The organism is Streptomyces sp. NPDC050534 (assembly GCF_044457745.1).
Taxonomy (GTDB): Bacteria; Actinomycetota; Actinomycetes; order Streptomycetales; family Streptomycetaceae; genus Streptomyces.
Window position 1 is genome coordinate 615908 of sequence record NZ_JBITHF010000002.1, and the last position, 26823, is coordinate 642730.

Consider the following 26823-nt stretch of genomic DNA (forward strand, 5'->3'; position numbering starts at 1 on the left):
GTTCACCATGAGCTCCCCGAAGCGGCACACGGTCGTCCCCAGTCCCTACGGCCCCCTCACCCTGGTGGCCGACGACGGAGTCCTGTGCGGCCTCTACATGACCGACCAGCGCCACCGCCCGCCGGAGGAGACCTTCGGCGACCGCGACGGCACCCCCTTCGCCGAGGCCGAGCAACAGCTGAAGGCCTATTTCGCAGGCGAGTTGAAAGAATTCACCCTGCAACTCCGCCTGAACGGAACCCCGTTCCAGCGCACGGTCTGGGACGAGCTCCGCCGCATCCCCTACGGCGAGACCCGCTCCTACGGCCAACTCGCCGAAGCCCTCGGCAAACCGGCCGCCTCCCGCGCCGTCGGCCTCGCCAACGGCAAGAACCCGATCGGCGTCATCGTGCCCTGCCACCGCGTCGTCGGCGCCGACGGCAGCCTGACGGGCTACGGCGGCGGCCTCGCACGCAAGCGGCTCCTGCTCGACTTCGAGAGCGGAGGCACTCTGGACCACGGCCACGCCGACGCCCTGGTGGCCCACACCCTCGCAGAGGGCGACTAGCCCGCCGATTCCGTGCTCAGCCTGCGCAGCAGTTCGGGCAGCGCCGTTCCGATGGGCTCGCGTACGACCTCGTCCGCGAGGTCGTCGTACGGCGTGGGCTCGGCGTTGACGATGATCAGCCGTGCCCCGTGGTCGGCGGCGACGCCCGCGAGGCCGGCGGCGGGCTGGACCTGGAGGCTGCTGCCGACGGCGATGAACACCTGGCACGCCTTGCTGATGGCGAGCGCTTCACCGAGCACCTCCGGGTCGAGGGGCTCGCCGAACATCACGGTCGCCGACTTCAGGATGCCGCCGCACTCCCGGCAGGGCGGATCGGCCTCTCCGGCGTCGACGCGCGTGAGCGCCTCCTCCATCGGCCCGGGTGACTGACACCCGGTGCACACGACACCGTGCGCGCTGCCGTGCAGTTCGAGTACCTTGCGGGCGGGCAGGCCGGCGAGCTGGTGCAGCCCGTCGACGTTCTGGGTGATGACCCTGACCGGCACGCCGGACCTCTCCAGCTCGGCGACGGCCCGGTGCGCGGCGTTCGGCTCGGCCTGGAGCGCCCGGCTCTCGCGCCGCATCCGCCAGGACCGCCGCCGGATCTCCGGATCACCCATGTAGTACTCGTACGTGACGAGCTTCTCGGCCTCGGGATCCCTGCGCCACAGGCCGTTGGGGCCGCGATAGTCAGGGATCCCGGAATCGGTGGAGATACCTGCGCCACTGAGGATGGCGACAAGAGGCCTGTTCATGGGCCGAGCGTAAGGGCGCTCGCCTGCCCGGGGCCACGAGATATCCGGTGGCGTGACCTGGCCGATCCCGTTGTCGTTGGCCAGGCTATGAAGAAGATCGGCGCCCTCGCGGCGCTCACCATGGTCGGTCTCACGCTCGCCACCCCGGCCCAGGCCGACGACGGCGACCACGGACGCATCAACATCGGGGGCAGGACCCTGACCACCAACGGCCTCTGCAAGGAGGCCATGGCGCTCGTCCCGGTGGCCGCGCCGTGGACCGCCCAGTCGGTGGACGACGCGTGCAACGACCGCGACCACAGCCAGATCCACCACGGCCACATCGACCCGGACGAGGCGCTCGCCCGGTAGGGGCGGCTCAGCCCACCCTGCGGCCGTTCTCCAGCTCCGCCGTGCCCGAGCCCTCCGCCAGCACGTCCAGGGCGGCCAGGACACGGTGGCCGAGGGTGCCGAGCAGGAAGTCGGCGAGGTCCTCGCGCCCCACGAGCCGCCAGGACAGCAGTTCCTCCTCCTGGAGACGGATCGCCTTGAGGTCGTCCTCGGTGAGGACACCGCCGTCGTAGAGGTACGCCACCAGCGGCGGCCAGCCCGGGCGGTACACCCAGTCCACCGCGAGCAGGCGGCCCAGCTCGCGGTCGAGACCGATCTCCTCCAGCGTCTCGCGGCGCGCGCCCTGGCGCGGGCTCTCGCCGTCGTCGGACTCGATGGTGCCGCCCGGAAGCGCCCATCCCTCGCGGTAGTTGGGCTCGACCAGCAGCACCCGGCCCTCGGCGTCGCGGAAGAGGGCGGCGGCGCCGGCGAGGACGCGGGGGAGACCGGCGATGTAGGTGGCGAAGTCTGGAGTGGAGGTCATCCAGGAAGCGTAACCAGACGGCGCGGCACTCCGGCCCAAGCCTCCAGACCCTGGCCCCGGGCCCTGACTCCGGGCCCCGATTCCGGGCGCTAGCTCTCCGTCCCCGCCAGCTGGAGCGTTCGCTCCGCCAGCTCGCTGATCCGTGCCCGGTCGAAGCCGAACACCGCGCTGCGGACCGTGTCCTCCAACGGCTCCTTCCACTGCGCCGGAATGGCGTCGGCCCCCGTCAGGACGCCGGCCACCGAGCCGGCAGTCGCGCCGTTGGAGTCGGTGTCCAGGCCGCCGCGGACGGTGAGGGTGATGGTGCGGGTGAAGTCGCCGTCGCCGTAGAGGAGGCCCGCGGTGATGACAGCCGCGTTCGGGATGGTGTGGATCCAGCCGAGCCCGGCGGTCTCCTCCGAGACCGTCGTCAGGGTGTCCTCCCAGGTCATCCGCGTGTCGTGGAGCGAGACGACACGGCGCACGGTGCGGGCGAGCCGGCTGCTCGCCGGGATCACGGCCAGCGCCTGGTCCACCGCGTGCCGCACGGTGGGCGCCGTGAACGCCGCCGCGATCAGCGCCGCCGCCCACATCGCGCCGTACACGCCGTTGCCGGTGTGCGACAGCACCGCGTCCCGGCGGGCCAGGGAGGCCGCGCGGCGCGGGACGCCGGGGCAGGTCCAGCCGTAGATGTCGGCGCGGATCAGGGCGCCGATCCACTCCTGGTACGGGTTGTCGTACGTGGCCGTCAGCGGCGGCTTGATGCCGTTGGCGAGGTTGCGGTACGTCGCCCGCTCCGCCGTGAAGGTCTGCAGATACGGCAGCCGCAGCAGCCACAGGTCCCCGACCTGCTCGGTGCTGAAGCCGAAGCCGTGGGTCTCCAGCAGGTCCAGGCCGAGGATGGCGTAGTCGACGTCGTCGTCGCGGCAGCTGCCGTGGATGCGGCCGCGTACGCACTGGCGCCACTCGGGGCGCAGCTCGAAGCCGTCGCTCTCCACGGCGGGCTCGGGGAGGTAGTCGGTCAGGGGCAGGGCTGCCGCCTGCCGCAGGTAACGGTCGATGCGGTCGCGCGTCCACAGGTCGCCCTGCTCGACCGGTTTGCCGAGCATGTTGCCCGCAATCCGGCCCAGCCAGCCCCCGAGGATGCGGTCGGCGAGCTCTGGCTCAGTGCCCACAGGGGTCATAGCTCATGGTTTACCCAATTTCGGACCGGCCGCGCGCCCTTCGCGCAAGGACGCGCACCCGGCCGCCGGGCGCGTCCCACGGTCCGGGCGGGGCATGACGACGGGGGCTTCCTCCGGTTATGGTCGCAGCGGCGCGACTGGCCTTGACACGTGCGAGGCCCGGAGAGCAAGGGGAAGACAAGGTGGCGGACGCTGCAGGTAGGAGTGCCCGGAGGGTGCTCATCGCCGCGGACAAGTTCAAGGGGTCGCTGACGGCCGTGCAGGTCGCGGAGCGGGTGACGGCCGGGCTGCGCCGGGTCGTGCCGGACCTCCCGGTGGAGGCCCTGCCCGTGGCCGACGGCGGCGACGGGACCGTGGACGCGGCGGTCGCGGCGGGTTTCGAGCGGCGCGAGGTACGTGTCGCGGGACCGCTCGGGGACGAGGTCACGGCGGCGTTCGCGCTGCGCGGCGGCACCGCGGTCGTGGAGATGGCGGAGGCGAGCGGACTGCAGCGGCTGCCCGCCGGTGTCTTCGCACCGCTCACGGCGTCCACGTACGGCTCCGGCGAGCTGCTGCGCGCCGCACTGGACGCGGGCGCGCGGACCATCGTGTTCGGCGTGGGCGGCAGCGCGACCACCGACGGCGGCGCCGGGATGCTGTCCGCGCTCGGCGCGCGTTTCCTGGACGCTGACGGGGAACCGGTGCCCCCGGGCGGCGGCGGCCTCAGCGAGCTGGCGTCCGCCGACCTCTCGGCCCTGGACCCGCGCCTCGGCTCCGTCGAACTGGTGCTGGCCAGCGACGTCGACAATCCGCTGACCGGCCCGAAGGGCGCGCCGGCCGTCTACGGCCCGCAGAAGGGCGCCTCCCCGGACGACGTGGAGAGCCTGGACTCCGCCCTCGCGCACTACGCGAAGGTGCTGGAGCAGGCGGCCGGGGTGAAGGCGGCGGAGTTCGCGGCCTCCCCGGGCGCGGGCGCGGCCGGCGGCATCGGCTTCGGCGCGCTCCTCCTAGGCGCCCGCTTCCGCCCCGGCATCGAGGTCATGCTCGAGGTGCTGGGCTTCGCGCCCGCGCTGGAGTGGGCGGACCTGGTGATCACGGGCGAGGGCTCCCTGGACGAGCAGACCCTGCACGGCAAGGCGCCCGCGGGCGTCGCCGCCGCGGCCCGCGCCGCGGACAAGGAGGTCATCGCCGTGTGCGGCCGCGTCGTCCTGCCGCCGGAGGCCCTGGGCCGTGCGGGCATCCGCCGCGCCTACCCGCTGACGGAGCTGGAGCCGGACGTGGCGAAGTGCATCGCGGAGGCGGGCCCGATCCTGGAGCGGGTCGCGGAGCACATCGGACGGGACTTCCTCGTCTGAGGGCCGTGCACCGCACAGGCGTGACCCCGCAGCCCTGAGACACCCGGACCGAACGAGCGAGGGGGCCCGAACCGTGAGCGGTTCGGGCCCCCTCGGGAGCGTCGCGGAGGAGCCTACGGGAGCTGGGCCGCCCGTGCCTCGCGCCGGTTGCCGCGGAAGTTGTTCACCCGGCGGGCCGTCGCGAACAGCGGGATCACCGCGCCGGTGACCAGCTGCAGCGCGCAGCCCGTCTGGAGCAGCAGCTGACCGCCCGGGGCGTCGAACGCCCAGGCCGCCAGGAGCCCCATCGACACGACGATCCAGGTCAGCATGGCCACCGCGAGACGGCCCCGCGGCTTCGGGTACTCGACCCGGCTCACCATCAGCCAGGCCGTGCCCACGATCGCCAGGAGCGTCGCCACGAAGGGCAGCTCGAGCAGCACGATCGAGACGACCGTCAGGGCCCCGAACGGTGACGGCATGCCCTGGAACATGCCGTTCGGCACCGTCACGCAGGAGAAGCGCGCCAGCCTCAGTACGACGGCCAGGAGCACCACGATTGCCCCGACCGCGGCCATCCGCTGATGCGCGTCGTCCGCGACCATGCCGTAGACGAGGACGAAGTACGCCGGCGCCAGGCCGAAGCTGATCAGGTCCGAGAGGTTGTCCAGCTCCGCCCCCATGGGGGACGAGCGGAGCTTGCGCGCCACCAGGCCGTCGAACAGGTCGAAGACCGCCGCGCACAGCATCAGGATCACCGCGGTGGCCGCGCTGTGGCGGGCCATGCCGGTCTCCTGGTCGCCGGTGAGGTGCGGGATCAGGATGCCGGTGGTGGTGAAGTACACCGCCATGAAGCCGCACGTGGCGTTGCCGAGGGTGAGGGTGTCCGCTATCGACAGGCGGAGGGAGAGGGGCATCTCCTCCTCTTCGTCCACCTCGTTCGCCTCGGGCACCCAGCCCGCCTGGGTCTCAGGATCAATCACGGTCAATGCGAGTCACCCCAGCCACGGTCTTCTGACCGACCTCGACCGCGACCTCCACGCCCTCGGGCAGGTAGATGTCGACGCGCGAGCCGAAGCGGATCAGTCCGATGCGGTCACCCTGCTCGACCTTCGTGCCCTGCGGGATGTAGGGGACGATGCGGCGGGCCACCGCACCGGCGATCTGGATCATCTCGATGTCGCCGAGTTCGGTGTCGAAATGCCAGACTACGCGCTCGTTGTTCTCGCTCTCCTTGTTGAACGCCGGTACGAACCCGCCGGGGATGTGCTCGACCGATGTCACCGTGCCGGAGAGCGGCGCGCGGTTGACGTGGACGTTGAGCGGGCTCATGAAGATCGCGACGCGGGTGCGGCCGTCCTTCCACGGCATGATGCTCTGCACCACACCGTCGGCGGGGGAGATGACCCGGCCCCGGGCGATCTCACGCTCGGGGTCGCGGAAGAACCACAGCATGCCCGCCGCGAGCGCGGTGGCGGGCACGGCCACGGCCTTGGCGACGCCGGAGCGGCGCGCACGGGCGAGGCTGAGGGCTGCGGTGGCGACGGTCGGGAGAAGCCACGGCGATGCTCCGCGCGCGAGGCGTAGGCCGGCCCGGCTGTCGCTTGGTGCAGAGGTTTGGCTGTGGGGCATGGATGACCTTCGTAGCGGATGATGCCGCGCAGTAACGGGGGACGGCGGCTTTCCCGGGATGGTACCGGTCGCGGACCACAACTGGGCAAGCCAGGAAGCCGAGTCGGGGGTCGAAGAAGGATGACGGGGTGTGATCTTCTTCTCCAAGAAAACACCCCGTATCCGGACATCTAGCCCTGGAATCGATACTCTTCGAGCAGCCTGCGACCGATGATCATTTTCTGGATCTCGGCGGTACCTTCGCCGATCAGCAGCATCGGAGCCTCTCGGTAGAGGCGCTCGATCTCGTACTCCTTGGAGAAGCCGTAGCCGCCGTGGATCCGGAAGGCGTCTTCCACGACCTCCTTGCAGTACTCGGAGGCGAGGTACTTCGCCATCCCGGCCTCAAGGTCGTTTCGCTCTCCGGAGTCCTTTTTGCGTGCCGCGTTCACCATCATCGCATGGGCGGCCTCGACCTTGGTGGCCATCTCGGCGAGCTTGAACTGAATGGCCTGGTGCTGGGCGATCGCCTTGCCGAAAGTGTGCCGTTGCTGGGCGTACCGGACGCCGAGCTCGAAGGCACGCTGGGCGACGCCGCAGCCACGCGCCGCCACGTTGACGCGGCCGACTTCGACTCCGTCCATCATTTGGTAAAAACCTCGGCCTGTGACGCCGCCGAGCACCCGATCGGCCGGAAGCCGCAGGCCATCCATGATCATCTCGGTGGTGTCGACGCCCTTGTAGCCCATCTTGTCGATCTTCCCGGGGATGGTGAGGCCGGGCCGGACCTCTCCGAAGCCGGGCTCTTTCTCGATCAGGAAGGTGGTCATCGACTTGTGGGGCGCGGTGCCCTCGGGGTGTCCTTCGTCACTTCGGACGAGAACGGCCACCAGGCTTGACGTTCCGCCGTTCGTCAGCCACATCTTCTGGCCGTTGAGGACGTACTCGTCGCCGTCCCTGACCGCCTTGGAGCTGATGGCCGAGACGTCCGAGCCGAGGGCCGGCTCCGACATCGAGAAGGCGCCGCGGATGTCGCCCGCCGCCATGCGCGGCAGGAAGTGGTCCTTCTGCTCCTGCGTGCCGTGCTGCTTGAGCATGTACGCCACGATGAAGTGGGTGTTGATGATGCCGGAGACCGACATCCAGCCGCGGGCGATCTCCTCGACGCACAGGGCGTAGGTGAGGAGCGACTCGCCCAGGCCCCCGTACTCCTCGGGGATCATCAGGCCGAACAGGCCCAGCTCCTTGAGGCCGTCGACGATCTGCTGCGGGTACTCGTCGCGGTGCTCCAGCTCGGTGGCGACCGGGATGATCTCCTTGTCCACGAAGTCGCGGACGGTGGAGAGGATCTCCTGCTGGATGTCCGTCAGACCGGCGGTCTGGGCGAGGCGTGCCATGGGGCTCAGCCCTCCTGAAGTTCCGGGCGGCCCGGCTGCTCGCCGCCGCGCTCCTTGATGTACGTCTCGGTCGGCACCATCACCTTGCGGCGGAACACGCAGACCAGCGTGCCGTCCTGCTTGTAGCCCTTGGTCTCGACGTACACGATGCCGCGGTCGTTCTTCGACTTGGAGGGCCACTTGTCGAGCACGGTCGTCTGGCCGTAGATCGTGTCGCCGTGGAAGGTCGGCGCCACGTGCTTGAGCGACTCGATCTCCAGGTTGGCGATCGCCTTGCCGGAGATGTCCGGGACGGACATGCCGAGCAGGAGGGAGTAGATGTAGTTGCCCACGACGACGTTCTTGCCGAAGTCCGTCGTCTTCTCCGCATAGTTGGTGTCCATGTGGAGCGGGTGGTGGTTCATGGTGAGGAGACAGAAGAGGTGGTCGTCGTACTCCGTGACCGTCTTGCCCGGCCAGTGCTTGTACGTCGCCCCGACCTCGAACTCCTCGTAGGTGCGTCCGAACTGCATGACCGTCAGGCCTCCGGGATCTCGAACTTGCTGGTGCGCTGCATGCCGGCGGCGCGGCCCTTGCCGGAGACGACCAGGGCCATCTTGCGGCTGGCCTCGTCGATCATCTCGTCGCCGAGCATCGCGGAGCCCTTCTTGCCGCCCGCCTCGGACGTGTAGTAGTCGTACGCGTCCAGGATCAGCTCGGCGTGGTCGTAGTCCTCCTGCGAGGGCGAGAAGATCTCGTTGGACGCCTCGACCTGGCCCGGGTGCAGCACCCACTTGCCGTCGAAGCCGAGCGCGGCGGCGCGCTGGGCGACCTCGCGGTAGCCGTCGATGTTGCGGATCTGCAGGTAGGGGCCGTCGATCGCCTGGAGGTTGTTGGCGCGGGCGGCCATCAGGATCTTCATCAGGATGTAGTGGTAGGCGTCCGCCGGGTAGCCGGGCGGCTGCTCGCCCACGACCAGCGACTTCATGTTGATGGAGGCCATGAAGTCGGCCGGGCCGAAGATGATCGTCTCGACGCGCGGGGAGGCCGTCGCGATCTCGTTGACGTTGTTCAGGCCCTGGGCGTTCTCGATCTGCGCCTCGATGCCGATCTTGCCGACCTCGAAGCCCATGGTCTTCTCGATCTGGGTCAGCAGCAGGTCCAGGGCGACGACCTGCTGGGCCGTCTGCACCTTCGGCAGCATGATGCAGTCGAGGTTCTGGCCGGCGCCCTCGACGACCGTGACGACGTCGCGGTACGTCCACTCGGTCGTCCAGTCGTTGACGCGCACGACCCTCGTCTTGCCGGTCCAGTCACCCTCGTTGAGGAACTTGACGATGGTGTGCCGGGCCTCGGGCTTGGCGAGCGGCGCGCACGCGTCCTCCAGGTCGAGGAAGACCTGGTCCGCCGGGAGACCCTGCGCCTTCTCCAGGAAGCGCGGGTTCGAACCGGGCACGGCCAGGCACGAGCGCCGCGGGCGGAGACGGTTGACGGTCGTCATGCGGGGACCTCCAGGGGGTCGAGCTTGTTCGCGTTCCGGATCTCGTCGACGATGCGGCCGATGATCCCGGTGATGTCGAAGTCCTTCGGGGTGAAGACGGCGGCCACACCGGCGGCCCTGAGCTGCTCGGCGTCACCATTCGGGATGATGCCACCGGCGATCACCGGTATGTCTGTGGCACCGGCCACACGGAGCCGCTCCAGGACGTCCGGCACCAGCTGGGCGTGCGAGCCGGAGAGGATGGACAGGCCGACCGCGTGCACGTCCTCGGCCAGGGCCGCGTCCACGATCTGCTCGGGGGTGAGCCGGATGCCCTGGTAGACCACCTCGAAGCCGGCGTCACGCGCGCGGACGGCGATCTGCTCGGCGCCGTTGGAGTGGCCGTCGAGGCCGGGCTTGCCGACCAGGAAGCGGAGCTTGCCGACTCCCAGGTCCTTGGCGGTGAGGTCGACCTTGCGGCGGACCAGCGCCATCGCCGAGCCCTCCTCGGCGGGGACCGCCACCGGCGCCGACGAGACACCGGTCGGCGCGCGGAACTCGCCGAACACCTCGCGCAGGGCCCCGGCCCACTCGCCGGTCGTGACACCGGCGCGGGCGCACTCCAGGGTGGCCTCCATGAGGTTGCCGGTGCCCTTCGCGGCCTCCTTCAGGCGCTCCAGCGCCTTGCAGGGGCGCGGGTGGTTGAAGGGCGGCTGGTAGCGGGTGTCCCGCCAGTGCTGAAGACCCGCGATCACCCGGGCCTCGACCGCCGGGTCGACCGTCTGGATGGCCGTGTCCAGGTCGGCCGTCAGCGGGTTCGGCTCGGTCGTCTCGAAGATGTTGACGCCGACGATCTTCTCCTGGCCGGACTCGATACGGCCCCGCCGCTCGGCGTGCGAGGAGACGAGCTGCGACTTGAGGTAGCCGGACTCGACGGCGGCCATCGCGCCGCCCATCTCCTGGATCCGCTCGATCTCGGCGAGGGAGTCCTCGACGAGCTTCGCGACCTTCGCCTCGATGACGTGCGAGCCCTCGAAGATGTCCTCGTACTCCAGCAGGTCGCTCTCGTGCGCCAGCACCTGCTGGATGCGCAGCGACCACTGCTGGTCCCAGGGGCGGGGCAGGCCCAGCGCCTCGTTCCAGGCCGGGAGCTGGACGGCACGCGCGCGTGCGTCCTTGGAGAGGGTCACGGCCAGCATCTCGAGGACGATGCGCTGGACGTTGTTCTCCGGCTGCGCCTCGGTCAGGCCGAGGGAGTTGACCTGGACGCCGTAGCGGAAGCGGCGCTGCTTGGCGTTCTCGATGCCGTAGCGCTCACGGGTGATCTTGTCCCAGATGCGGCCGAACGCCCGCATCTTGCACATCTCCTCGACGAACCGCACGCCGGCGTTCACGAAGAAGGAGATGCGGGCGACCACGTCGCCGAACTTCTCGGCGGGCACCTGACCGGAGTCCCGGACGGCGTCCAGGACCGCGATCGCGGTGGACATCGCGTACGCGATCTCCTGCACCGGCGTGGCGCCCGCCTCCTGCAGGTGGTAGCTGCAGATGTTGATCGGGTTCCACTTCGGGATGTGGGAGACCGTGTACGCGATCATGTCCGTCGTCAGACGGAGGCTCGGACCCGGCGGGAAGACGTGCGTGCCGCGGGACAGGTACTCCTTGACGATGTCGTTCTGGGTCGTCCCCTGGAGCTTGGTGATGTCCGCGCCCTGCTCCTCGGCGACGACCTGGTAGAGCGCCAGCAGCCACATGGCGGTGGCGTTGATCGTCATCGAGGTGTTCATCTGCTCCAGGGGGATGTCCTGGAACAGCCGTCGCATGTCACCGAGATGGGCCACCGGCACGCCGACCCGGCCGACCTCGCCGCGGGCGAGGATGTGGTCGGAGTCGTAGCCGGTCTGCGTCGGCAGGTCGAACGCGACCGACAGACCGGTCTGGCCCTTGGCGAGGTTGCGCCGGTACAGCTCGTTGGACGCCTCGGCCGTGGAGTGACCGGCGTACGTGCGCATGAGCCACGGCCGGTCCTTCTCCCGCTTGCCTTCGGCGGGCTGACGCTCAGTCATCTATGACCTCGGGTGTCTCAGATGTTGCGGAAGCGGTTGATGGCGTCGATGTGCTTGGCGCGCATCTCCTCGTCGCGCACGCCGAGGCCCTCCTCGGGGGCGAGGCACAGCACGCCGACCTTGCCCTGGTGGAGGTTGCGGTGCACGTCGTACGCGGCCTGGCCGGTCTCTTCCAGGGAGTAGACCTTCGACAGCGTCGGGTGGATCTTGCCCTTCGCGATGAGCCGGTTGGCCTCCCAGGCCTCGCGGTAGTTGGCGAAGTGCGAGCCGATGATCCGCTTCAGGGACATCCACAGGTAGCGGTTGTCGTACTCGTGGTTGTAGCCCGAGGTCGAGGCGCAGGTGACGATGGTGCCGCCCTTGCGCGTGACGTACACGGAGGCGCCGAAGGTCTCCCGGCCGGGGTGCTCGAAGACGATGTCGACGTCCTCGCCGCCGGTGAGCTCGCGGATGCGCTTGCCGAAGCGCTTCCACTCCTTGGGGTCCTGGTTGTGCTCGTCCTTCCAGAACTTGTAGTCCTCGGCGTTGCGGTCGATGATCGCCTCGGCGCCCATCGAGCGGCAGATCTCCGCCTTCTGGTCGCTGGAGACGACACAGATCGGATTGGCGCCGCCGGCCAGCGCGAACTGCGTGGCGTAGGAGCCGAGGCCGCCGCTCGCGCCCCAGATCAGCACGTTGTCGCCCTGCTTCATGCCGGCGCCGTTGCGGGAGACCAGCTGCCGGTAGGCGGTGGAGTTGACCAGGCCCGGGGCGGCGGCCTCCTCCCAGCTCAGGTGGTCCGGCTTCGGCATCAGCTGGTTGGACTTGACCAGGGCGATCTCGGCGAGGCCGCCGAAGTTGGTCTCGAAGCCCCAGATGCGCTGCTCGGGGTCGAGCATGGTGTCGTTGTGGCCGTCGCTGGACTCCAGCTCGACGGACAGGCAGTGCGCGACGACCTCGTCACCGGGGTGCCAGGCGTTGACGCCCGGGCCGGTGCGCAGGACGACGCCCGCGAGGTCGGAGCCGATGATGTGGTACGGCAGGTCGTGGCGCTTGGCCAGATCGTTGGTGCGGCCGTAGCGCTCCAGGAACCCGAAGGTGGACAGCGGCTCGAAGATCGAGGTCCACACCGAGTTGTAGTTGACCGAGGAGGCCATGACGGCCACCAGGGCCTCGCCCGGGCCGAGCTCGGGCAGCGCCACGTCGTCGAGGTGGATCGACTTGCGCGGGTCCTTGTCCCGGGTCTCCAGACCCGTGAACATCTCCGTCTCGTCCTTGTGCACGGTGATCGCGCGGTACGACTCGGGGAGCGGCATGGCGGCGAAGTCGGCCGGCGTCGATTCCGGCGACTGGATCGCGTCCAGGATGTCCTTCATGGTCACGGTGTTGCCTCCGGCGGTTGGGGTCTCCCCGGTTCGAGCGGAGCCGAGAACTGGGGAAGCGTCCTGAGGGGGGACGCTGAGGGTTACGTCGGTGCTGCTGAGGGTTTTTGGAGGTGCCGTCGGTTCGGCGGTTCTGCTGTTCGGCAGCGCTTGGTGGCGCAGGAGGTTGCCTGTGACGCAGGCGTCCGGGCGGGCAGGTCGATGACTTGCTGGGACAGCCGGCGTACGAAAGGTCGCTGCACGCCGGCCGCCCGGACTCCTTCAACGTATGACACCGCGTGTCACCCCGCAAGGCACTGAGTGCCAGAGATTGCTCTCAGGTGAAATCTTTACGTAACAAATGAGCGATGATCGATCGAACGGGCCCTGAAATGTCTTCGAAAAGGGGCCCTGACATGCCAAAACGGCCACCCCGAAGGGTGGCCGTCATCACAGCGGGAGCTGGCCCTCAGCGGTCCTTGAGCGCCTCCTCGATGGTCCGCATGACCTCGTCCAGCGGGGCGTCCGTGCGGGCGACCGTGACCAGCACCTCGCCGTGGTGGGACACCGCCGCGGGGGCCGGCTGCTTCGGCGCGGTCGAGCGCCCGGCCCCGATGCCGGACCCGAAGGTCTTCCGCACGATCGCGAAGGCGTGGTCCAGCTGCGCCTCCACGTCGCCCTGCCCGCCGGCCCTGAGCCAGCGCCGCAGGACGTGGTTGTGGGCGGTGACCACGGCGGACGCGGCGACCTCGGCCAGCAGCGGGTCGTCGTTGGCGTCGTCGTCGTGCGCGTGCTCGTCGAAGTGACCGAGCAGGTAGCGGGTGAACAGGCGCTCGTAGCGCGCCACCGACGCGATCTCCGCCTCACGCAGGGTGGGCACCTCGCGCGTCAGCTTGTAGCGGGCGACCGAGATCTCCGGCCGGGCCGCGTACATCCGCATGACTTCCTTGATGCCGCGGCACACCGTGTCGAGCGGATGCTCGTGCGGGGGCGCCGCGTTGAGGACCGCCTCCGCCCGGACCAGCGTGTCGTCGTGGTCCGGGAAGATCGCCTCTTCCTTGGAGCGGAAGTGGCGGAAGAAGGTACGGCGCGCGACCCCGGCCGCGGCCGCGATCTCGTCGACGGTGGTCGCCTCGTACCCCTTGGTCGCGAACAGCTCCATCGCCGCGGCCGCCAGCTCGCGGCGCATCTTGAGACGCTGTGCGGCCGCACGACTGCCTGCGGCACTCTCCGGCGCGTCGGGCGTGGCTGGTGTACGTGAGGACTTGGCGGGCTGGGACATGACCCGAACGTACTGCATGTGTGCAGCTTGTTGCGCAGGTACGGGGTTTCCCCCGCCCGTGACGGACGGGGGAGTGCCGTGCCTCGCGGCCGGGGGAGAACTGCCCGGTTCGAGCAGTCCGCCCCAGTCCTCGCCGCCTGGGAACCAGTCGCCGACGCGCTCAGCGCCGGGCATATTCGCGGAAGCCGCGGCCGGTCTTGCGGCCGAGGCAGCCCGCGGCCACCAGGTGCTCCAGCAGGGGGGCCGGGGCCAGGCCCGGGTCCCGGAACTCGCGGTGCAGCACCTTCTCGATCGCGAGCGAGACGTCGAGCCCGACGACGTCCAGGAGCTCGAACGGGCCCATCGGGTAGCCGCCGCCCAGCTTCATGGCGGCGTCGATGTCGTCGAGGGTCGCGTAGTGCTCCTGCACCATCTTGATCGCGTTGTTGAGGTACGGGAACAGCAGCGCGTTCACGATGAAGCCCGCGCGGTCCCCGCAGTCGACCGCGTGCTTCCTGATCTTGGTGCAGACCTCGCGGACCGTCGCGTGCACGTCCTCCGCGGTCAGGACCGTACGGACGACCTCGACCAGCTTCATCGCCGGCGCAGGGTTGAAGAAGTGCATGCCGATCACGTCCTGCGGGCGCGAGGTGGCGCGGGCGCAGGCGACGACGGGCAGCGAGGAGGTCGTGGTGGCCAGGATCGCGCCCGGCTTGCAGACCTTGTCCAGCGCCTGGAACAGCTGCTGCTTGATCTCCAGGTCCTCGGCGACGGCCTCGACCGCGAGGTCGACGTCGGCGAAGGCCTCGTACGAACCCGCCGCGGTGATGCGGTCCAGGGTCTGCGCCGCGGCCTCGGCGGTCATCCGGCCCTTGTCGACGGAGCGTGAGAGCGACTTGCCGATACGGGCCTTGGCGGTCTGCGCCTTCTCCTCGCTGCGGGCGGCGAGGACGACCTCGTACCCGGCCTTGGCGAAGACCTCGACGATGCCGGACGCCATCGTGCCGGAGCCGGCGACGCCGACCGTGCGGATCTCGCGGCCCGGGGTGAGGGCGGCGCCCTCCAGCGGGGTCAGCGCGTCCCGCACGACGGTGGCGCTGCCGGGGGCCTCGTAGGTGTAGAAGCCGCGGCCCGACTTACGGCCCGTCAGGCCCGCCTCGCTGAGCTGCTTGAGGATCGGCGCGGGGGCGTGCAGCCGGTCGTGGGACTCGGCGTACATGGCCTCCAGGACCGTACGGGCGGTGTCGACGCCGATCAGGTCGAGCAGCGCGAGCGGGCCCATGGGCAGACCGCAGCCGAGCCGCATCGCGGCGTCGATGTCCTCGCGGGAGGCGTACTTCGCCTCGTACATCGCGGCGGCCTGGTTGAGGTAGCCGAACAGCAGCCCGTCGGCGACGAAACCGGGCCGGTCGCCGACCGCGACGGGCTCCTTGCCGAGGTCCAGGGCCAGGTTGGTGACCGCGGAGACGGCGGTCGGCGCGGTCAGCACCGAGGAGACGACCTCGACGAGCTTCATGGCCGGCGCCGGGTTGAAGAAGTGCAGGCCGAGCACGCGCTCCGGGCGGGCCGAGTCGGCGGCCAGGCGGGTCACGGACAGGGCGTTGGTGCCGGTCGCCAGGATGGTGTCAGGCCGCACGATCCCGTCGAGCTCACGGAAGATCTGCTGCTTGATCTCGTACGACTCCGGAGCCACCTCGATGACGAGGTCGGCGTCGGCCGCGGCGCGCAGGTCGGTGGAGGTGCGGACGCGGGCGAGGGCGGCGGCGCGCTCCTGCTCGGTCAGCCGGCCGCGCTCCACGGCGCGGGCGGTGGCGGCCTCCAGGGCGGCGACGGCCTTGGCGGCCGCGGCCTCGCTGATGTCGATGCCGACGACCTCGCGGCCGGCCCTGGCGAGGACCTCGGCGATGCCGGTGCCCATGGTGCCGAGGCCGACGACCGCGACGGTCGACAGCGGAGACGAGGAAGAGGGGGACAGGGGAGTGGCCATCGCGGGACTCCAGGAATGAGGGGTGACGACTGGGAGCGCGTCCGGGTGCGCCGGGGAGACCGGCCGGAGCCGGGCCCGGGGCGCACCGGATGCGGTGCTGAATGCGGGTGTTGCCGGGCTGCTGGCGCACACGCCCGGGTCCGTCGCCATGGGCGCGCACACGCCTGGAGCGAACGGTGGAAACCGACCGGCCCTGTCCCGAGGCCGGGTCGTGCTGCGGTACTCGAAGTACCGAACCGACTGCTCCCACGGCGGCTGCGTCACCAGGCCGCCGTAAGGGGTGCGAGTGGGTAACTCGCTCGTCTGAGCTTAACCGGCGGGTAACGAGCGCGCCAGCCCCCGGGTTTGTGATGTACGTCCCGGAAGATCGGCGACCCCTCTAATCTCGGTGTCATGGACGAAGAGTTGCGATCACTCACGGAGCGCTTACGGACGGAGTCGGGAGGCTCCCTCGCGTACGACCGGCTCCTGGCGACCGACGACCTCGACGAGCTGGCGCGGGTGCTCACCGAGAGCGGACGGCCGCTGTGGGCCCGGGAGCTGGCCGCGTTCCGGCTGGGGCTCGCGGGCGACCGGCGTGCCTTCGAGTCCCTCGTCCTGTTCCTCAACCACCGCGACCCGCAGCGCTGCGCCTCCGCCGCCTACGCTCTCGCCCGCCTCGACGACCCCCGCACCGCCCGCGCGGCCGCCGCCCTCGCGACCAACGAACTCCGTGTCGCCTACGCCCTGCACCCGGTCCGCCTCCTGATCCGCCTGCACGCCCCGGAGTCCGTACCGGCACTCATCACCACCCTGGAACGCAGACTGCGCCCCCACGACCCGTATCGCCGCGTGGCCCTCGCCTGTGTGGAGGGCCTCGGCACGCTGGAGGACGCGCGGGCCCGTCCCGTACTGAACGAGGCCCTGGCCCACCCGGCCCTCGCGGAGGCGGCGGTACGCGCGCTGGCGCGGATTCCGAAGCAGCGGTGACTCAGCCCGCCGGGGCTCCCACGACCGCGAACGCCTCGATCTCCATCAGGAATTCGGGCCGGACCAGCGCGGCCACCTGGATCGCCGAGGCCGCCGGGAGGCGGTCGTCCGGGATGTGGGTGGCGCGGGCCTTGCGGATGGCGGGCATGTGGGTCATGTCCGTGACGAAGAAGGTGAGTTTGACGACGTCGTCGAAGGTGGCTCCCCCACTGCCTTAAGGGCGTGGGAGGTACCCCCAGCGGCGGTGAGGCAGCGGCGGAGGTTCTCGAAGACCTGGCGGGCCTGGGCCTCGGCGTCCCCTTCGCCGACGAGTCCGCCGTCCTCGTCGACGGCGAGCTGGCCCGCGACCGCGACGAAGCGGCCGGTGCCCATGACGACGTGGCTGTACTGGGCGGCGGGGAAGACCCCGTCGGGGGCGGCGATTCTCGTCAGCTCACTCATGCGTCCATCGTGGACCATGGGTCCGACAACGCCCCCGACGGGCCTTCACCTACGGGATGTTCAGCCGTGGAAGCCCAGCATGCCGTGCAGCGCAGAGCCGCCGGCGGACGTGGACGCCGCCTTCGAGCTCAGCGGAGTGGGATCGGGCAGCTTGGGGCAGACCGCGTCGATCTCGCCGCCGCTGCGCGGAACCGTGCCGTTCGCGAGATAGCCGGCGAGGTACTTGTCCAGGCAGGCGTTTCCGCTCAGCGTGATGCCGTGGTTCCCGCCACCCTGCTCGACCACGAAGCTCGACCGGGCCAGCAGTCGGTGGACCGTCGCGCCGCCCTCGTACGGAGTGGCCGCGTCGTTGGTCGCCTGGAAGAGCAGGACCGGCGGCAGCTTGTGGTTCGCGATGCTGATCGGGTGCTTGGAATGCGTCGGCCAGAAGGCGCACGGCGCGTTGTACCAGGCGTTGTTCCAGGCCATGAACGGGGCCTTGTCGTAGACCGCCCAGTTGTCCTTGCGCCACTGGTTCCAGTCCCGCGGCCAGGCGGCGTCACGGCACTGCACCGAGGTGTAGATGCTGTAGCCGTTGTCCCCGGAGGCGTCGACGGCGGCGAAGTTGTCGTAGGCCTCGACCAGCGGGTCGGAGTCGTGGTTGTTCACGTACGCCGCGAACGCCTCGGCCAGATACGGCCAGTAGCCGTTGTAGTAGCCGCCGGGAATGAACGTGTCCTCCAGTTCGGAGGCCCCCACCTTGCCGCCGGCCGGCTTCTTCGCGAGCGCCTTGCGCATCGCGTACCACTTGGCCTCGATCTTGGCCGGGTCGGTGCCCAGCTTGTACGTCGAGTCGTACTTGGCGATCCAGGCCATCAGTGCCTGGTGGCGGGCGTTGAAGGCGTAGTCCTGCGAGATGTTGTCGTCGTACCAGACCCCCGTGGGGTCGACGATCGAGTCGAGGACGAGGCGCTTGACGCGCTCCGGGAAGAGCTTGGCGTACACCGCGCCCAGGTAGGTGCCGTACGAGTACCCGAAGTAGCTGGTCTTCTGGGCACCCGTGGCCGCGCGGATGGAGTCCATGTCCCGTACGGCCTGGATCGTGTTGATGTACGGCAGCAGGCCCGCGTACTTCTGGCCGCAGGCCGCGGCGAAGGACTCGGCGCGGGTGAGGTTGGCCTTCTCCAGGGCCGGCGTGCTCGGCACCGAGTCAGGGCGCACGGGGTTGAAGTAGCCCGGCTTGCAGTCCAGGGCGGGCTTGCTCCGGCCGACGCCGCGCGGGTCGAAGCCGATGACGTCGTACTGCGACGCGACCGACTTGGGCAGCGAGGAGGCGACGAATCCGGCCAGCGACAGACCGCTGCCGCCGGGGCCGCCGGGGTTGACCAGCAGCGGGCCCTGGCTCTTCTTCGCGGTGTGCTGCACGCGCGAGAGCGCGAGCGTGATCTGCTGCCCGTGCGGGTTGTCGTGGTCCAGCGGCACCTTCAGCGACGCGCATTGCAGCGTCGGATAGTCGGTGGTGCCGCAGCCCTTCCAGGTCAGTTTCGCGGCGGAAGCGGTGGGCGAGGTCTGCGCGGAGCTGGCGTCGGCCGGGAGCGCCGTGAAGGACCCGGCCACGACGACGACGGCACCACACAGCACGGCTGCGCGTTTTCTCATGGAGTCCTCCCAGGACGGAGGGTTGCGGACCGCGAGTCTCACGGTTCTCGCCGCATCGTCCCGGAAAGCGCCCCCGGAAGAACTCGTTCTGGCAAGACTTGACCCAATTGGGTCGCGTGATGCCCTCGAATGATCTCAAATGAGCGTTAGTTGGGTCGATTCGGTCACGGCCGGGGCGGTCGGCTCCGGTGGCCGGATCCGGCGGGGCATCCCCGGGCGCGCGGGCCCGATCCCGTACTCCTGTGCCAGCTCGTGGACCTGACGGGTGATCCGGCGCTGGTACCACTTCGGGGCGTAGGGGCCGTCGGCGTACAGGCGCTCGTACCGGCGCACCAGGTGCGGGTGGTGCTGGGCCAGCCAGGTCATGAACCACTCGCGGGCGCCGGGGCGCAGATGCAGCACCAGCGGTGTGACGGAGGTGGCACCGGAGGCGGCGATCGCCCTTACGGTGGCGCGGAGTTGGGCGGGTCCGTCGCTCAGGAACGGCAGCACCGGGGCCATCAGGACACCGCAGTCCAGGCCGTGCTCGGCGAGCGTGCGGACGACGTCCAGGCGGCGTTCCGGGGCCGGTGTGCCCGGCTCCACCGTGCGCCACAGCTCGGGGTCGGTGAAGCCGACCGAGACGGAGATGCCGACGTCCGTCACCTGTGCCGACTGCGCCAGCAGGTCCAGGTCGCGCAGGATCAGCGTGCCCTTGGTCAGGATCGAGAAGGGGTTGGCGTGGTCGCGCAGGGCGGACAGGATGCCCGGCATCAGGCGGTAGCGGCCCTCGGCGCGCTGGTAGCAGTCGACGTTCGTGCCCATCGCGATGTGCTCGCCCGGCCAGCGGCGTGAGCCGAGCTGACGGCGCAGCAGCTCCGGGGCGTTCACCTTCACCACGATCTGCGAGTCGAAGTCGAGGCCCGAGTCGAGGTCCAGATAGGTGTGCGTCTTGCGGGCGAAGCAGTACACGCACGCGTGCGAGCAGCCGCGGTAGGGGTTCACCGTCCACTCGAAGGGCATGCGCGACGCCCCGGGCACCCGGTTGATGATCGAGCGGGCCCGCACCTCGTGGAACGTGATCCCTGCGAACTCGGGGGTGTCGAACTGGCGGCTGACCACCGCGTCCGCGCCGAACAGCGCGGCGTCGGCCGCCCGGCTGTGGCCGCCGGACTCCACTGTGAGGTTCTCCCAGCGCATGACGCCTCCTCGGTGCCGCTGTCACCCGAGTGAAACACGTGTTCGAATTCCCGTGCAAGGGCGGTTTCCGATCCCGTCGGGGCGCCCGGGGCACCCCGATTTGGGTGGCCGAGGGTGGGGGTGGTTGGCTTGCCACCCCGAGAATGCAAGTCCTGGAGGAACCGATGGCGCAGGTCGAGGCCACTACCGAGCGGGTCGTCGCGGCAGACGCGGAGAAGGTGTTCGACGCCCTCGCCGACTACAGCGGCACGCGCGCGAAGCTGCTTCCCGAGCAGTTCAGCGAGTACGAGGTGCGCGAGGGCGGCGACGGCGAGGGCACCCTCGTCCACTGGAAGCTCCAGGCCACCAGCAAGCGGGTCCGCGACTGCCTCCTGGAGGTCGCCGAGCCCACGGACGGCGAGCTCGTCGAGAAGGACCGCAACTCCTCGATGGTCACCACCTGGCGGGTCACCCCGGCGGGCGAGGGCAGGTCGCGGGTCGTCGTGACCACCGTCTGGAACGGCGCCGGCGGCATCGGCGGCTTCTTCGAGAAGACGTTCGCACCGAAGGGCCTCGGCCGGATCTACGACGCGGTGCTCGCGCGCCTCGCCACCGAGGTGGAGAAGTAGAACGACCGAGGTCCCGAGGCAAGTCCCCGGTGTCCGTGGGGTGTTGGCCCCCTCACCGGATCGAGTGGATCTCCGTGGGCCGCGCCGGTATGCCGTAACTCGTCGCGCTTGCTCGTAGTTGTCGCCTTACGCGGGAATTGCGTGGCAGCGTGACGAGGGGAGCGGTACGTGGGCGGGACGACTGCGGTGTACGAGGAAACGGCGCCGGCACCCCCGCGGACCCCCGGCGCCACGCTCGCCATGACGGCCGAACTTAGCCCGCGCCGGGTGCGGTTGGTCTTCCTCGGGCTGATGCTGGCACTGCTGCTCGCCGCCCTGGAGCAGATGATCGTCGCCACCGCGCTCCCGAAGATCGTCGGCGAGCTGCACGGCCTGGACCGGATGTCCTGGGCGATCACCGCCTATCTGCTGACCGCCACCGTCGGACTCCCGATCTACGGCAAGCTCGGCGATCTGCTGGGCCGCAAGGGCGTCTTCCAGTTCGCCATCGTCGTCTTCGTGATCGGTGCCGCTCTCGCGGGCCGGGCGCAGTCCATGGACCAGCTGATCGCCTTCCGCGCCGTTCAGGGCGTCGGCGCGGGCGGGCTCATGATCGGCGTGCAGGCGATCATCGCCGACATCGTGCCGCCCCGGCGGCGCGGCCGCTTCATGGGCCTGATCGGCGCCGCGTTCGGCCTCGCGTCCGTCGCCGGACCGCTGCTGGGCGGCTACTTCACCGACCACCTCTCCTGGCGCTGGTGCTTCTACTTCAACGTCCCCTTCGGCCTGCTCACCCTGGCCGTCGTCACCGTCGTGCTGAAGCTGCCCAGGCCGAGGACCAGGCCCCGGCTCGACGTCCTCGGCGCGCTGCTGCTCGCCGCGGCCTCCACCTGCCTTGTGCTGCTGACCAGTTGGGGCGGCACCGAGTACGCGTGGGGCTCGCGGGAGATCATCGGGCTCGGGGCGGGAGCGGCCGCCGCCACCGTGCTCTTCCTCGTCGCCGAGCACTTCGCGGCCGAACCCCTCATCCCGCTCAGGCTGTTCAGGGATCCGGTCTTCAACGTCACGAGCCTGGTGGGTCTGGTGATCGGCGTCGCGCTGTTCGGCGCAGCCAGCTATCTGCCGACCTTCCTGCAGATGGTCGACGGGGCCTCCGCCACCGAGTCCGGCCTGCTGATGCTGCCCATGATGGGCGGCATCGTCGTCGCCTCCATCGTCTCCGGACAGCTCATCAGCCACACCGGGCGCTACAAGCTCTACCCGGTCCTCGGCAGCGCCGTGTCCGTCCTCGGTATGTGGCTGCTGTCCCGCCTCGAGGCCGACACGCCCCGGCTCCAGTACAGCGTCTGGATGGCGGTCCTCGGTGCCGGCATCGGCATGGTGATGCCGGTCCTGGTCCTCGCCGTGCAGAACTCGGTGCCCCCGGCCGACCTCGGGACCGCCACCAGCGCCAACAACTACTTCCGGCAGATCGGCGGCAGCGTCGGTGCCGCCGTCTTCGGCACCCTCTTCTCCCGCCGGCTCGCCGACGCCCTCGCGCAGCGGCTGCCCGCGCACGCGGGTCCGCGCCTGCCCGACGCCGAGTCGATCACCCCGCAGCTCGTCCACGCGCTGCCCGCACCGTTGCGCGACGACTACATCCGGGCGTACGCCGATGCCATGCCCCGGATCTTCCTCTACCTGGTGCCGGTGCTCGCCCTCGGCCTGGTCATCGCCTTCTTCCTCAAGGAGGTCCCCCTCTTGAACAGCGCACCGTCCCACCGCGCGGCCCCGACGGACTCCGCGAACGCCTCGGTCCCGCAGGCCCGCTCCCAGTCTTCGGCCGGAGGGACCCCGGCCCCGCCGCCCTCGCCCCACCCCGCCGGCATCCCCGTCTGCGGCACCGTGCAGCACCCGGACGGAACCGTCGTCCCGCGCGCGGCGCTCACCCTCATCGACGTGGCGGGGCAGCAGATCGGGCGGGGCGCGAGCGGCGAGGACGGGCGGTACGCGCTGGCCACGCCAGGCTCGGGGTCGTACGTGCTCATCGCCGCCGCGGGCGGGCACCAGCCGCAGGCCGTGTCCGTGACCGTCGGTGACCGCCCCGTGGAGCTGGACGTGGTCCTCGGCGGTGCCGGGCGCCTCGCGGGCAGCGTGCTGACCGCCGACGGAGCCCCGGTGCGCGACGCCACCGTCACGCTCACCAATGTGCACGGCGAGGTCGTGGCCACCACCCGCAGCGGACGCGAGGGCGGCTACGTGATCACCGAGCTGGTCGCGGGCGAGTACACCCTCGCCGCCGGCGCGCCCGCCTTCCGTCCGGCCGCGCTCCCGGTCACCGTGCAGGCCGCCCGGGAGACCCGTCAGGACGTCGAGCTCGCAGGCGGCGCCGTGCTGCGCGGCACCGTGCGGGCGAGCGGCGGGGGACCGGTCGAGGACGCGCGCGTGACGCTGCTCGACGCGGCGGGCAACGTCGTGGACACGCTCACCACCGGACCTGACGGAACGTTCCGGTTCATCGACCTGTCGTCCGGCGAGTACACCGTGATCGCCGCGGGATACCCGCCGGTCGCCACCGTACTCCAGGTCGCGGGGGGCGGGCGGACCGAGCGGGACCTGCAGCTGGGGCACGAGGACTGACGGCGCGGCGTCCCCGCGCCGATGCGGGTGACACGGCACCGTACGGCCTGACGCGGTGTCACGCGGACCTGCACGCCCAGGCGCACGCCCCCGGGTGCGGGTAGCCGCCCCGTTGCACCAATTCCCGAATTGCCGCACATCACCACCGGGGGCAGCCGTACGGTGGAGCAGGCGGCACAGATCTTGCGGAGCCGTGGGGAGAGAGGGCCTGGGCCATGGAAAACGGCAGCGACCGTGGCACCGAGAGGGACACACCTCCCAGCCGCGGAGCCGGGGACGGCGTGGCGGCGGAGCCCGCCGCGGTCGGCCGTATCCCGCTGGCCGTGGTGGTCGTGGACCGCGACGGCCTCGTGTCCCACTGGAGCCGGGGCGCCGGCCGGCTGTTCGGGGTCCCCAAGGACGAGGCGCTCGGGCACTCCGCGGTCGACCTGCTGCCCGTGTCCGGCGCGCTGCCCGATGACGACGATGTCGCCCCGTACGGTGCGTTCGCCCCGTACGACGAACTCGGCCCCGACCTCGAATCCTCCCTCGACGGCAGGCTTTCCTACCCGGCCGCGGGCCGTGCCCGGCTGACCGTTCCCCCTCCCGGGCCGGCCGTTCCCGCGCCCGAGCACGTCCACGCGCGCGTGGACGTGCTGTGGTGGGCGTACCCGCTGGTGGGACCGGGCCACGAGCGGCTGCTCGTGCTCGCCGCCGACGCGGGCGGGCTCCGGCAGGACGAACACGGCGACGACGGCACGGACATGGCGTTCGAGCGGATCGCGCCCGGCTTCGCCCTGCACACGGACTTCCCCGGGGCCGAGCAGCTGGCCCGCCGGCTGCCCGAGATCCTGCCCAGCATGAGCGTCGACGAGAGCGCGCGCATCGTCGCGCAGGTCCTCGAACTGGGCTATCCGATCCTGGAGTTCAGCCAGAACGACCGGGTGCCCGTCACCCCCGACTGGGGCGTACCGCGACGCGCCGAGCGCAGGGCCCGCCGCGAGCGTGCAGCGCGCGCTATGGCCGAGGGGCTGCTGGTGCCGGGGGAACTCGCCGACGAGGGCGAGGACCTGGAGTACGCGGCCGTACGGGAGCACCTGGAGTTCCTCAAGGACGTCAGCGGGCACATCGGCACCTCCCTCGACCTGTCGCGCACCATCGTCGAGGTCAGCAGGGCCGTCGTCCCGCGCTTCACGGACGTCGCCGGCACCTATCTGCGCGAACAGGTCGTCGCCGGCGAGGGGTTCCCCGACGGCGTGCCGGACACGACCACGATGTGGCACCGGGTCGCGCTCGAGCACACCGACGAGCCGGGCCGCTGGGACGACGTCGTGCCCGTCGGCGAGGCCATGCCCTTCCCTGCGCACACGCCGTTCTTCCAGTGCATGACCAGCGGCGAGCCCGTCCTGGTGCCGCGCATCAGCGAGGAGATGGGCCACGCGATCGCCGCGCAGTTCGAGAAGCGCGACATCCGGCCGCTGATCACCCATCGCTCCATGCTGGTCGTGCCGCTCAAGGCGCGGAACGTCGTGCTCGGGTTCATGATCCTGCTGCGCCATCCGGAGCGGCCCGTCTTCAACGACATGGACCGCGTGACCGGCGCCGAACTCGCCGCCCGCGCGGGCCTCGTGCTCGACAACGCCCGCATGTACACCTACCAGGAGAGCGTCGCCGAGACCCTCCAGGACAGCATGCTGCCGCACATCCCGCCGCGCATGGCGGGCTGCGACATCGCCACCCGCTATCTGCCGGGCACGCTGCTCGGTCGCGTCGGCGGCGACTGGTTCGACTCGGTGAAACTGCCCGGCGCCCGCACCGCCCTGGTCGTCGGCGACGTCATGGGCCACGGCCTCAACTCCGCCGCGATGATGGGCCAGTTGCGTACGGCGGTGCAGACCATGGCCGCCCTCGACCTGCCGCCCGCCCAGCTGCTGCGCAACCTCGACGACCTCGCGCAGCGCCTCGGTGACACCTACCTCGCGACGTGTCTGTACGCCGTCTACGACCCGATCGCGGGCGAGCTGGACATCGCCAACGCCGGTCACATCCCGCCCGTCCTGGTCCGTGCCGGGGACGGCCGCAGCGATCTGCTCGACCTGCCGACGGGCGCGCCGATCGGCGTCGGCGGGGTGCCGTTCGAGGCGGTACGCGTGCGCGTGGAGCCCGGCGACCGGCTCGTGATGTGCACCGACGGCCTCGTCGAGGTGCGCGGCGAGGACATCGAACTGGGCCTGGCGACGCTCTGCGAATCCGCGGCGCACCCGGCCGCCTCCATGGATGACGCCTGCGACATGATCATCCGCGCCCTCAACACCCGCGGCGGCCGCAAGGACGACGTGGCCCTGCTGATGGCCCGGCTCAACGGCGTGGCACCGGACGACGTGGCCGAGTGGGGCCTGGCCCTCGACCCGATCGAGGTCGGCCGCGCGCGTGCCGTCGTCCGCGAACAGCTCCACGACTGGGGGCTCGCCAAGCTCACCCATCCCGCCGAGCTGCTGGTCGGCGAGCTGGTCACCAATGCCGTACGGCACTCCCACAGCCGCCCGGTCGAGCTGCGGCTGATCCGGGGCGACACCCTGCTGTGCGAGGTGGACGACGACGACCACGAACTGCCGACGCTGCGCACCGCCGGTCCGTGCGACGAGTTCGGGCGCGGGCTGCGGGTGGTCAGCACCCTCGCCCGCGCGTGGGGCACCAGCCGTACGAAGACGGGCAAGACCGTCTGGTTCGAGCTGACTCTGCCGAGGCGCTGACCGTAGGAGCGGGGCCTAGGGCGCGCGGGAGCGCATGCCTCTCGAATGCGGAGTGAAGGAATGCGCGACGCGCTTGTCGCCGTGACCAGGGCGCGATAGACCGTACTGGCCCGTCACTTGGGGCGGGTCACCGCGTCGCACCCTGGGGAGTCGGTCATGAGCGTGACGAGTCGGTACCGGGAGGCATGGGAGGGCTTCTGGCGTGAGGCCCCCGAGGAGCAGGGAGCCGTCTTCTGGGACGCGGAACCGGCGCTGACCGCCGGCGTCCATCTGGCCCTCTTCGAGCCGCACCTCACCGACCCCGGCCTGGCGATGGTGGACCTGGGCTGCGGCAACGGCACCCAGACGCGTTTCCTCGCCGAACGCTTCGGGCACGTCGTCGGCGCCGACCTGTCGGACGCCGCCGTGGACCACGCGCGGCACGCCGACCCGGCCGGGCAGGCGACGTACCGGGTGCTGGACGCCGTCGAGAAGGGCGAGACGGAGACGATGCACGCCGAACTCGGCGACGTCAACGTCTATATGCGCGGTGTCCTCCACCAGGCCGAGCAGGACGACCGGCAGCCGCTGGTGGACGGGATCGCCGCGCTCGTCGGGGACCGGGGGCGTGTCTTCCTCGTCGAACTCGCCGAGGCGGCCAAGCCCGTCCTGCTGGGCCTGGCGCAGAGCCCCGCGGGACCGCCGCCCAAGCTCGCCCCGATCTTCCAGCACGGCATCGCACCCGGCGAGGTGGCCGACGACGCCGTACCCGAGTACGTGCGCGCGGCCGGGCTCACCGTCCTGGCGAGCGGCGAACTGCCCCTGACCACCACGGAGTCGGCGGCCGACGGCAGCCGGATCGAGCTGCCGTCGAAGTGGCTGGTGGCGGGGCGCACGGCCTGAGGCCCGGCTCATCGAGGTGAGGGCGTGGGCGCAGGGGAACTCCCG

General features: G+C 70.7%; 22 protein-coding genes and 1 pseudogene. 8 read left to right on the forward strand and 15 right to left on the reverse strand.

Annotation, left to right across the window (positions count from 1 at the left end; genetic code table 11):
* The first annotated feature begins 7 nt into the window (after window positions 1-7).
* Window positions 8-547, forward strand: a complete 540-nt coding sequence (locus ACIBN2_RS08295) for a methylated-DNA--[protein]-cysteine S-methyltransferase (protein WP_399133422.1) — start codon at window positions 8-10, stop codon at window positions 545-547.
* Here the strand turns inward: ACIBN2_RS08295 and ACIBN2_RS08300 are convergent.
* The gene (locus ACIBN2_RS08300) at window positions 544-1281 is read right to left on the reverse strand and encodes an SIR2 family NAD-dependent protein deacylase (protein ID WP_399133423.1); all 738 of its coding nucleotides are present in this window, start codon (window positions 1279-1281) and stop codon (window positions 544-546) included. The genes ACIBN2_RS08295 and ACIBN2_RS08300 overlap by 4 nt on opposite strands.
* Window positions 1282-1368: 87 nt before the next feature.
* On the opposite strand from ACIBN2_RS08300, the gene ACIBN2_RS08305 reads away from it, so the two are divergent.
* Window positions 1369-1632, forward strand: a complete 264-nt coding sequence (locus ACIBN2_RS08305; RefSeq protein ID WP_384260031.1) for a hypothetical protein — start codon at window positions 1369-1371, stop codon at window positions 1630-1632.
* 7 nt (window positions 1633-1639) lie between these two features.
* On the opposite strand, the gene ACIBN2_RS08310 is transcribed toward ACIBN2_RS08305, so the two are convergent.
* Both ACIBN2_RS08310 and ACIBN2_RS08315 read right to left on the reverse strand, forming a co-directional pair.
* On the reverse strand, window positions 1640-2134 hold the full coding sequence (locus ACIBN2_RS08310; RefSeq protein WP_399133424.1) for an NUDIX domain-containing protein: 495 nt from the start codon (window positions 2132-2134) through the stop codon (window positions 1640-1642).
* A gap of 89 nt (window positions 2135-2223) precedes the next feature.
* Window positions 2224-3297, reverse strand: coding sequence for an ADP-ribosylglycohydrolase family protein (locus tag ACIBN2_RS08315; RefSeq protein WP_399133425.1), 1074 nt, complete (start codon window positions 3295-3297; stop codon window positions 2224-2226).
* Window positions 3298-3512: 215 nt separating this feature from the next.
* On the opposite strand from ACIBN2_RS08315, the gene ACIBN2_RS08320 reads away from it, so the two are divergent.
* Window positions 3513-4631, forward strand: a complete 1119-nt coding sequence (locus ACIBN2_RS08320; RefSeq protein WP_399133426.1) for a glycerate kinase — start codon at window positions 3513-3515, stop codon at window positions 4629-4631.
* A 113-nt stretch (window positions 4632-4744) separates the two neighbouring features.
* Here ACIBN2_RS08320 and pssA read toward each other — a convergent pair whose 3' ends face one another.
* The 9 genes from pssA to ACIBN2_RS08365 all read right to left on the reverse strand — a co-directional run bounded on the left by pssA (window position 4745) and on the right by ACIBN2_RS08365 (window position 15731).
* Window positions 4745-5599, reverse strand: a complete 855-nt coding sequence (gene pssA, locus ACIBN2_RS08325; RefSeq protein WP_399133427.1) for a CDP-diacylglycerol--serine O-phosphatidyltransferase — start codon at window positions 5597-5599, stop codon at window positions 4745-4747.
* Window positions 5586-6242, reverse strand: a complete 657-nt coding sequence (locus tag ACIBN2_RS08330; RefSeq protein ID WP_399133959.1) for a phosphatidylserine decarboxylase — start codon at window positions 6240-6242, stop codon at window positions 5586-5588. Before ACIBN2_RS08330 ends, pssA begins: the two co-directional genes overlap by 14 nt.
* 170 nt (window positions 6243-6412) lie before the next feature.
* Window positions 6413-7618, reverse strand: coding sequence for an acyl-CoA dehydrogenase family protein (locus ACIBN2_RS08335; protein ID WP_399133428.1), 1206 nt, complete (start codon window positions 7616-7618; stop codon window positions 6413-6415).
* Between the two features lie 5 nt (window positions 7619-7623).
* Window positions 7624-8130, reverse strand: a complete 507-nt coding sequence (locus ACIBN2_RS08340) for a MaoC family dehydratase (protein WP_059195327.1) — start codon at window positions 8128-8130, stop codon at window positions 7624-7626.
* A 5-nt stretch (window positions 8131-8135) separates the two neighbouring features.
* Complete coding sequence (locus ACIBN2_RS08345; protein ID WP_382486804.1) at window positions 8136-9098, reverse strand: HpcH/HpaI aldolase/citrate lyase family protein; 963 nt, start codon at window positions 9096-9098, stop codon at window positions 8136-8138.
* Window positions 9095-11143: a protein meaA gene (locus tag ACIBN2_RS08350; RefSeq protein ID WP_399133429.1), complete on the reverse strand. Its 2049-nt coding sequence runs from the start codon at window positions 11141-11143 to the stop codon at window positions 9095-9097. The genes ACIBN2_RS08345 and ACIBN2_RS08350 overlap by 4 nt, the downstream gene beginning before the upstream one ends.
* A 17-nt stretch (window positions 11144-11160) precedes the next feature.
* A complete protein-coding gene (ccrA, locus tag ACIBN2_RS08355; RefSeq protein ID WP_399133960.1) occupies window positions 11161-12498 on the reverse strand; it encodes a crotonyl-CoA carboxylase/reductase in 1338 nt (445 codons plus the stop codon).
* A 454-nt stretch (window positions 12499-12952) separates the two neighbouring features.
* Window positions 12953-13765, reverse strand: coding sequence for a TetR family transcriptional regulator (locus ACIBN2_RS08360; protein WP_399133430.1), 813 nt, complete (start codon window positions 13763-13765; stop codon window positions 12953-12955).
* A gap of 160 nt (window positions 13766-13925) precedes the next feature.
* Window positions 13926-15731, reverse strand: a complete 1806-nt coding sequence (locus ACIBN2_RS08365) for a 3-hydroxyacyl-CoA dehydrogenase family protein (protein WP_399133431.1) — start codon at window positions 15729-15731, stop codon at window positions 13926-13928.
* 393 nt (window positions 15732-16124) lie between these two features.
* Here ACIBN2_RS08365 and ACIBN2_RS08370 point away from each other — a divergent pair, with 393 nt between their 5' ends.
* Window positions 16125-16700 (forward strand): adenylosuccinate lyase, encoded by a 576-nt coding sequence (locus ACIBN2_RS08370; RefSeq protein ID WP_399133432.1) that lies wholly within the window; start codon window positions 16125-16127, stop codon window positions 16698-16700.
* Window position 16701: 1 nt separating this feature from the next.
* Here the strand turns inward: ACIBN2_RS08370 and ACIBN2_RS08375 are convergent.
* The 3 genes and pseudogenes from ACIBN2_RS08375 to ACIBN2_RS08385 all read right to left on the reverse strand — a co-directional run bounded on the left by ACIBN2_RS08375 (window position 16702) and on the right by ACIBN2_RS08385 (window position 19958).
* Window positions 16702-17141, reverse strand: a pseudogene (locus ACIBN2_RS08375) (RidA family protein).
* A gap of 60 nt (window positions 17142-17201) precedes the next feature.
* Window positions 17202-18779 carry an alpha/beta hydrolase gene (locus ACIBN2_RS08380; protein ID WP_399133433.1) on the reverse strand — a complete coding sequence of 526 codons (1578 nt, stop codon included), beginning with the start codon at window positions 18777-18779 and terminating at the stop codon, window positions 17202-17204.
* A 135-nt stretch (window positions 18780-18914) separates the two neighbouring features.
* Entirely contained in the window at window positions 18915-19958 is a 1044-nt protein-coding gene (locus ACIBN2_RS08385; protein WP_399133434.1) for an Rv2578c family radical SAM protein, read from the reverse strand.
* Window positions 19959-20122: 164 nt separating this feature from the next.
* Between ACIBN2_RS08385 and ACIBN2_RS08390 the strand changes: the two genes are divergently transcribed.
* The 4 genes from ACIBN2_RS08390 (at window position 20123) to ACIBN2_RS08405 (ending at window position 26778) form a co-directional block, all read left to right on the forward strand.
* Window positions 20123-20566: an SRPBCC family protein gene (locus ACIBN2_RS08390; protein WP_399133435.1), complete on the forward strand. Its 444-nt coding sequence runs from the start codon at window positions 20123-20125 to the stop codon at window positions 20564-20566.
* A gap of 168 nt (window positions 20567-20734) precedes the next feature.
* Entirely contained in the window at window positions 20735-23164 is a 2430-nt protein-coding gene (locus tag ACIBN2_RS08395) for an MFS transporter (protein ID WP_399133436.1), read from the forward strand.
* A gap of 215 nt (window positions 23165-23379) precedes the next feature.
* Window positions 23380-25896 (forward strand): SpoIIE family protein phosphatase, encoded by a 2517-nt coding sequence (locus ACIBN2_RS08400; RefSeq protein WP_399133438.1) that lies wholly within the window; start codon window positions 23380-23382, stop codon window positions 25894-25896.
* Window positions 25897-26052: 156 nt separating this feature from the next.
* A complete protein-coding gene (locus ACIBN2_RS08405) occupies window positions 26053-26778 on the forward strand; it encodes a class I SAM-dependent methyltransferase (RefSeq protein ID WP_399133439.1) in 726 nt (241 codons plus the stop codon).
* The last annotated feature ends 45 nt before the right edge of the window (window positions 26779-26823 follow it).

Excerpts from the sequence above, each read along its gene's own strand:
- ACIBN2_RS08310 (WP_399133424.1), bottom strand. The coding sequence starts at position 2,134 with ATGACCTCCACTCCAGACTTCGCCACCTACATCGCCGGTCTCCCCCGC.
- ACIBN2_RS08295 (WP_399133422.1), top strand. The coding sequence starts at position 8 with ATGAGCTCCCCGAAGCGGCACACGGTCGTCCCCAGTCCCTACGGCCCC.
- ACIBN2_RS08360 (WP_399133430.1), bottom strand. The coding sequence starts at position 13,765 with ATGTCCCAGCCCGCCAAGTCCTCACGTACACCAGCCACGCCCGACGCG.
- ACIBN2_RS08300 (WP_399133423.1), bottom strand. The coding sequence starts at position 1,281 with ATGAACAGGCCTCTTGTCGCCATCCTCAGTGGCGCAGGTATCTCCACC.
- ACIBN2_RS08335 (WP_399133428.1), bottom strand. The coding sequence starts at position 7,618 with ATGGCACGCCTCGCCCAGACCGCCGGTCTGACGGACATCCAGCAGGAG.
- ACIBN2_RS08365 (WP_399133431.1), bottom strand. The coding sequence starts at position 15,731 with ATGGCCACTCCCCTGTCCCCCTCTTCCTCGTCTCCGCTGTCGACCGTC.
- ccrA (WP_399133960.1), bottom strand. The coding sequence starts at position 12,498 with ATGAAGGACATCCTGGACGCGATCCAGTCGCCGGAATCGACGCCGGCC.
- ACIBN2_RS08315 (WP_399133425.1), bottom strand. The coding sequence starts at position 3,297 with ATGACCCCTGTGGGCACTGAGCCAGAGCTCGCCGACCGCATCCTCGGG.
- ACIBN2_RS08390 (WP_399133435.1), top strand. The coding sequence starts at position 20,123 with ATGGCGCAGGTCGAGGCCACTACCGAGCGGGTCGTCGCGGCAGACGCG.
- ACIBN2_RS08380 (WP_399133433.1), bottom strand. The coding sequence starts at position 18,779 with ATGAGAAAACGCGCAGCCGTGCTGTGTGGTGCCGTCGTCGTCGTGGCC.
- ACIBN2_RS08330 (WP_399133959.1), bottom strand. The coding sequence starts at position 6,242 with ATGCCCCACAGCCAAACCTCTGCACCAAGCGACAGCCGGGCCGGCCTA.
- ACIBN2_RS08305 (WP_384260031.1), top strand. The coding sequence starts at position 1,369 with ATGAAGAAGATCGGCGCCCTCGCGGCGCTCACCATGGTCGGTCTCACG.
- ACIBN2_RS08345 (WP_382486804.1), bottom strand. The coding sequence starts at position 9,098 with ATGACGACCGTCAACCGTCTCCGCCCGCGGCGCTCGTGCCTGGCCGTG.
- ACIBN2_RS08340 (WP_059195327.1), bottom strand. The coding sequence starts at position 8,130 with ATGCAGTTCGGACGCACCTACGAGGAGTTCGAGGTCGGGGCGACGTAC.
- ACIBN2_RS08385 (WP_399133434.1), bottom strand. The coding sequence starts at position 19,958 with ATGCGCTGGGAGAACCTCACAGTGGAGTCCGGCGGCCACAGCCGGGCG.
- ACIBN2_RS08400 (WP_399133438.1), top strand. The coding sequence starts at position 23,380 with ATGGAAAACGGCAGCGACCGTGGCACCGAGAGGGACACACCTCCCAGC.
- ACIBN2_RS08405 (WP_399133439.1), top strand. The coding sequence starts at position 26,053 with ATGAGCGTGACGAGTCGGTACCGGGAGGCATGGGAGGGCTTCTGGCGT.
- ACIBN2_RS08350 (WP_399133429.1), bottom strand. The coding sequence starts at position 11,143 with ATGACTGAGCGTCAGCCCGCCGAAGGCAAGCGGGAGAAGGACCGGCCG.
- ACIBN2_RS08370 (WP_399133432.1), top strand. The coding sequence starts at position 16,125 with ATGGACGAAGAGTTGCGATCACTCACGGAGCGCTTACGGACGGAGTCG.